This window comes from Microbacterium sp. HMWF026 (assembly GCF_003061325.1).
GTDB classification, from domain to species: domain Bacteria; phylum Actinomycetota; class Actinomycetes; order Actinomycetales; family Microbacteriaceae; genus Microbacterium; species Microbacterium testaceum_E.
Map to the genome: position 1 here is coordinate 1 of NZ_QAJB01000163.1, position 5,154 is coordinate 5,154.

Sequence of the window (5,154 nt, forward strand, 5' to 3'; positions counted from 1 at the left end):
GCTCGACGCCGGCGACCCGCCCCTCGGTCACGACGAGGTCGCGCAGCAGCGCGTGCTCGCGCACGACGATGTCGGAGCGGCGCACGGCGTCGCCGAGGGCCGCCTGGATCGCCGCCCCGGTCGCGTCGCCGCCGGCGTGCAGCACGCGGGCGACCGCGTGCGCCGCCTCGAGTCCGCGCGAGAAGTCCCCGTCGGCCGTGCGGTCGAAGGCCACCCCGCGCTCCACGAGCTCCGCGATGCGCTCCGGTCCCTCGCCGACCAGGACGTCGACCGCGGCCGGGTCGTTCAGCCCCGCTCCCGCGGTGACCGTGTCGGCGGCGTGCGAGGCGACCGTGTCGGCCGGGTCGGTCACGGCGGCGATGCCGCCCTGCGCCCAACGGGTGTTGGTGTCGGGCAGAGCGCCCTTGGTCACGACGGTGACGCGGCATCCCGCCTCGCTCGCGTGCAGCGCCGCCGTGAGACCGGCGATGCCGCTGCCCACCACGACGACGGTCGTCATTTCACCGCGCCGTTCGGCTTGGCCGCGAGCATCCGCTCGAGCGCGACGGTGGCGGGTTCGGCGACGTCGGCGGGAACGGTGATGCGGTTGACGACCTGCCCCGCGACCAGCGATTCGAGCACCCACGCGAGGTAGCCGGGGTGGATGCGGTACATCGTCGAGCAGGGGCACACCACGGGGTCGAGGCAGAAGATCTCGTGCTGCGGGTACTGCGCGGCCAGGCGCTGGACCAGGTTGATCTCGGTGCCGATCGCGAAGGTCGTCGGCTCGGTCGCGGCGGCGATGGCCTTGCGGATGATGTCGGTCGACCCGGCCTCGTCCGCGGCATCCACCACGTCCATCGGGCACTCGGGGTGCACGATCACGCGCACGCCGGGGTGCTCGGCGCGGGCCTTGTCGATCTGGTCGACCGTGAAGCGGCGGTGCACCGAGCAGAAGCCGTGCCACAGGATGACGCGGCTGTCGACGATCTGCGCGTCGGTGGAGCCGCCGAGGGGCTTACGCGGGTTCCACATCGGCATCTGCGCGAGGGGCACCCCCATCGCCTTCGCGGTGTTGCGACCGAGGTGCTGGTCGGGGAAGAACAGCACGCGGCGCCCGCGGGCGAAGGCCCATTCCAGCACGGTCCGGGCGTTCGACGAGGTGCAGACGATGCCGCCGTGACGACCGACGAAGCCCTTGATGGCGGCGCTGGAGTTCATGTACGTCACCGGGATGACGGGGACGAGGCCGTCGGCATCCGGGGTCTCGAGGTCGCCGAGGACGTCTTCGAGCTGCTCCCAGCACTCCTCGACCTGGTCGATGTCGGCCATGTCGGCCATCGAGCACCCCGCGGCGAGGTTCGGCAGGATGACGGCCTGGTCGGGGCGCGAGAGCAGGTCGGCGGTCTCGGCCATGAAGTGCACGCCGCAGAAGACGATGGCCTCGGCCTCGGGACGCTCCTTGGCCGCGTTGGCGAGCTGGAACGAGTCGCCCACGTAGTCGGCGTGGCGCACGACCTCTTCGCGCTGGTAGAAGTGCCCCAGCACGACGACGCGGTCGCCGAGCGTGGCCTTCGCGGCGCGGATGCGCTCGTCGAGCTCGTCGTCCGAGGCGTCGCGGTACTGCTGGGGCAGTTCGCCCTGACGGGGCGCTCCGGTGGGGATGACGTCGCCCATCGACGATCCCGGACCGTAACCGGGGCGCGTGTCGAAGTCCCAGGGCCCGACGGCGAGGTCGGTCGTGCACGTCGCGTCGGTCGACGCGCCCGAGACGATCGCCTGGATCGCGTGGTCGACGCTGGGGTCGATCGCCGGGCGGGGCTGCAGGGTGAGGGGAGTGGCGGACATGGGCGGTTTCCGATCAGTGACGGGACGGGAGCGGGCCGCGGTCGGCGAGCTCCACGTCGCGGTTGTAGCGGTACAGACGGGCGGGGCGATGGCTTCCGGTGCGGAAGCGATCGGTGGGAATGAGCGTGTCGCTCGTGTCGACCTGGCGGCGGAAGTTCGCCGGATCCAGACGCTTGCCGAGGATCGACTCGGTCACCTCGCGCAGATCCGCGAGGGTGAACTCGTCGGGCAGCAGCCCGTGCGCGATGCGGCTGTAGCCGACCTTGTTGCGCAGGCGCCACAGCGTGTACTCGACGATGTCGTTGTGGTCGAACGCCAGGACCGGCAGGTCGGTCGCGTCGAACCACTCGACGTTCTCGGGGGCGTCGCCCTGCCGCGCGTGCGCGGCGACCTGCGCGTCGACCTCGTCCGAGCGCAGCAGCGCCCAGTAGACGATCGACACCACCCGGGTGGGGGAGCGGTCGACGGCGCCGAACGCGTACAGCTGCTCGAGGTAGCTGGGCGTCAGGCCGGTCGTCTCGGCGAGGGTTCGGGATGCCGCGGCGTCGAGCCCCTCGGTCGCGTCGAGCCAACCGCCCGGTAGCGCCCAGCGGCCGTCGAAGGGGTCGCGCGTGCGGCGGACGAGCGGAAGGGTGAGCACCGGCTCGTCGTGGGCGTCGCGGCGCACGCTGAAGATGACGGTCGACACCGCGACGCGCACGTCGGCGTCGCGGGACTCGGGGCTCTGGGTTCGTGTCATGGTGACCATATCTCCGTCACCGATCTTAGTGTCATCCCGACCAGAAGGGACGCCCTCGCGCCGATAAACGCCCATCCTGTCGAAACACGGCGAGGCACCGCGTGTCTCGACAGCGTCGGCGTTTATCGAGGGCAGGAGCGGCGCGACCGGGCGCGCCGCCGCGCGTCGAAAGGGTTCTCACAGACGAGCGCCCTAGCCTCGAACCGGATTCAGGAGGTCGGATGCCGTTCATCGACATCGTTCTGATCGCCCTTCTGGCGATCGCGCTCATCGTGGGCCTCTCGCGGGGGTTCCTCGCCACGATCGGGTTCTTCGCCGGCCTCGCCCTCGGCGCCGTCGTCGCCTACTGGGTGACGCCGTTCGTGGGCCAGTGGGTCACTGCGCCCTCGTGGCGCGGCCCCCTCATGATCCTCAGCGGCGTCCTGCTGCTGCTGATCGGCAGCGGCCTCGGCAGCGCCGTCGGCGGGTTCTTCCGCCGCGGCGCCGACCGCATCAAGCTGCGCGTACCCGAGCGGCTGCTGGGCGGTGTGGTCAACGTCGCCGCCGCGGCCCTGGCGATCTCGTTCGCCGCGGGATCGATCACCCCCGCCGGCGTCCCCGTGGTGTCGGCCGCGCTGGGCTCGTCCACCGTGGTGCGCACCATCGACGACCTCACCCCCGCTCCCGTGCGGGGCGCGCTCGCCGAGCTGCGCGGCTCGGTCTTCGCCGAGGGCATCCCGCGCCTGGGCCAGCTCATCCAGATCGGCCCCGTCCCGAGCGCTCCCGAGATCGCGCTCGACGACCCCGCCCTCACGCAGGCGGCGCAGTCCGTCGCCCGCGTGTCGGGAACCGCCTACGCCTGCGGTGTCACCTCGAGCGGCTCGGGCTTCGTCGTCGCCGACGGCCGCGTCGTCACCAACGCCCACGTCGTCGCCGGCGTCGACACCCCCGTCGTCGAACTGCCCGGTCAGCCCGCCCGCGAGGGCCGCGTGGTCTACTTCGACCCGATCGACGACATCGCGGTGGTCTCGGTGGACGGACTGGATGCCACGGCCTTGCCGATCGTGTCGACCCTGGGTGTCGGCTCGCCGGCCGTCGTGCAGGGCTACCCGGGCGGCGGCCCCTTCACCTCGGGCAGTGCCCAGGTGCTGTCCGAGGGCACCGTCCCCGTCCCCGACATCTACGACGCGTCCTCGACCCCGCGCGACATCTACGCGCTCGCGGCCGTCGTGCGCCCGGGCAACTCGGGGGGCCCGCTGCTGACCACGACCGGCGAGGTCGCCGGGATCGTCTTCGCCCGCTCCGACACCGACGACAACGTCGGCTACGCCATGACCCCCGCCGAACTCGAACCCGTCATGGCGCAGATGGGGTCGTTGTCGGCACCCGTGGCATCCGGCAGCTGCACCCGAGGCTGACGGTCGGGCTGCCCCCGCGTGGTCCGCTCCGCTAGGCTGACCCCACAAGTCCACACCGGCCCCATGATCGATGCGGGAGAGCTCCGGCGAACGCAGCCGGGCACCGAAGGAGCAAGCCTCCCCGCCAATCTCTCAGGTACGCGTACCGCGTCGATCGGGCCACTCTGGAAAGAGGTCCGGGATGCCACGTCCCCGAACCCGCCGACGGTGAAAGCCGCGCCGCCCGAAACGCTGCGCCGGTGAAACTCTCAGGCCCATGACAGAGGGGGAGTTCTTCAGGCGCCGACCGGCGTCTGTCCGTCACCGCGAACGGCAGAACTCATGACCGACACCCCCGCTCCACCGCGCACGTCGCCGCTGCACGAACGGCACGAGGCCCTCGGCGCCTCGTTCACCGACTTCGGCGGCTGGAACATGCCCGTGCGCTACACCTTCGACCTCGCCGAGCACCGCGCCGTCCGCGAGGCCGCCGGACTGTTCGACATCTCGCACATGGCCGAATTCTGGGTGCAGGGCGGGCGTGCCGGGGACTTCCTCGACTACGTGCTCGCCGGCCGTATCTCGACGATGAAGATCGGCAAGGCCAAGTACTCCATGGTTCTGGCCGAGAGCGGGGGGATCGTCGACGACGTGATCGTCTACCGCACCGCGGACGACTACTTCCTCGTCATCGCGAATGCGTCGAACCGGGACGCCGTCGCGGCGTCGTTCGACGCCGCCCGTGCCACCTGGTCGGCGGCGCAGGCCTTCCTCGACCGTCCGCTCGAGGGCACGGACTACGCGGTGACGTCGGGTGGGGGGATCCCGCGGGTCGAAGACGTCACCGACCAGTTCGCCCTCATCGCCCTTCAGGGCCCCCGGGCCCATGGCATCCTGAGCTCCACCGCGGGGGTCGAGATCACCGGCACCGCCCTCGACCAGCTCGGCTACTACGCCTGGACCGACGGGGCGTTCGAGAGTGCGCCCCTCTTCGTCGCGCGCACCGGCTACACCGGCGAGGACGGATACGAGCTGCTCATCCCGCTCGCGCAGGCGGGTGCGCTGTGGGACGCCGTGCTCGCTGCCGGGGAGCCCGAGGGGCTCGTTCCCTGCGGCTTGGCCGCGCGCGACACCCTCCGCCTCGAGGCGGGGATGCCGCTCTACGGGCACGAGCTGTCGCGCGACATCGTCCCCGCCCAGGCGGGTCTCGGT

5 protein-coding genes and 1 riboswitch are annotated in these 5,154 nt (G+C 71.7%); of the genes, 2 read left to right on the top strand and 3 right to left on the bottom strand.

Annotation, left to right across the window (positions count from 1 at the left end; translation table 11 throughout):
* From DBR36_RS06870 to DBR36_RS06880, 3 genes are all read right to left on the bottom strand, one after another.
* On the bottom strand, window positions 1-499 hold a 499-nt coding region (locus DBR36_RS06870), incomplete at its 3' end, for an FAD-dependent oxidoreductase (RefSeq protein WP_146185264.1).
* Window positions 496-1,827 carry a quinolinate synthase NadA gene (gene nadA / locus DBR36_RS06875; RefSeq protein WP_108318161.1) on the bottom strand — a complete coding sequence of 444 codons (1,332 nt, stop codon included), beginning with the start codon at window positions 1,825-1,827 and terminating at the stop codon, window positions 496-498. The genes nadA and DBR36_RS06870, both read right to left, overlap by 4 nt.
* 13 nt (window positions 1,828-1,840) lie before the next feature.
* Window positions 1,841-2,566, bottom strand: coding sequence for an NUDIX domain-containing protein (locus DBR36_RS06880; protein WP_108318164.1), 726 nt, complete (start codon window positions 2,564-2,566; stop codon window positions 1,841-1,843).
* A 221-nt stretch (window positions 2,567-2,787) separates the two neighbouring features.
* Between DBR36_RS06880 and DBR36_RS06885 the strand changes: the two genes are divergently transcribed.
* Window positions 2,788-3,963 (top strand): MarP family serine protease, encoded by a 1,176-nt coding sequence (locus DBR36_RS06885; RefSeq protein ID WP_108318162.1) that lies wholly within the window; start codon window positions 2,788-2,790, stop codon window positions 3,961-3,963.
* Between the two features lie 63 nt (window positions 3,964-4,026).
* Window positions 4,027-4,121, top strand: a riboswitch (glycine riboswitch).
* A 163-nt stretch (window positions 4,122-4,284) separates the two neighbouring features.
* On the top strand, window positions 4,285-5,154 hold an 870-nt coding region (locus tag DBR36_RS06890; protein WP_108318163.1), incomplete at its 3' end, for a glycine cleavage system protein T.

Coding starts and splice junctions, on each gene's coding strand:
- nadA (WP_108318161.1), bottom strand. CDS start 1,827: ATGTCCGCCACTCCCCTCACCCTGCAGCCCCGCCCGGCGATCGACCCC.
- DBR36_RS06880 (WP_108318164.1), bottom strand. CDS start 2,566: ATGACACGAACCCAGAGCCCCGAGTCCCGCGACGCCGACGTGCGCGTC.
- DBR36_RS06885 (WP_108318162.1), top strand. CDS start 2,788: ATGCCGTTCATCGACATCGTTCTGATCGCCCTTCTGGCGATCGCGCTC.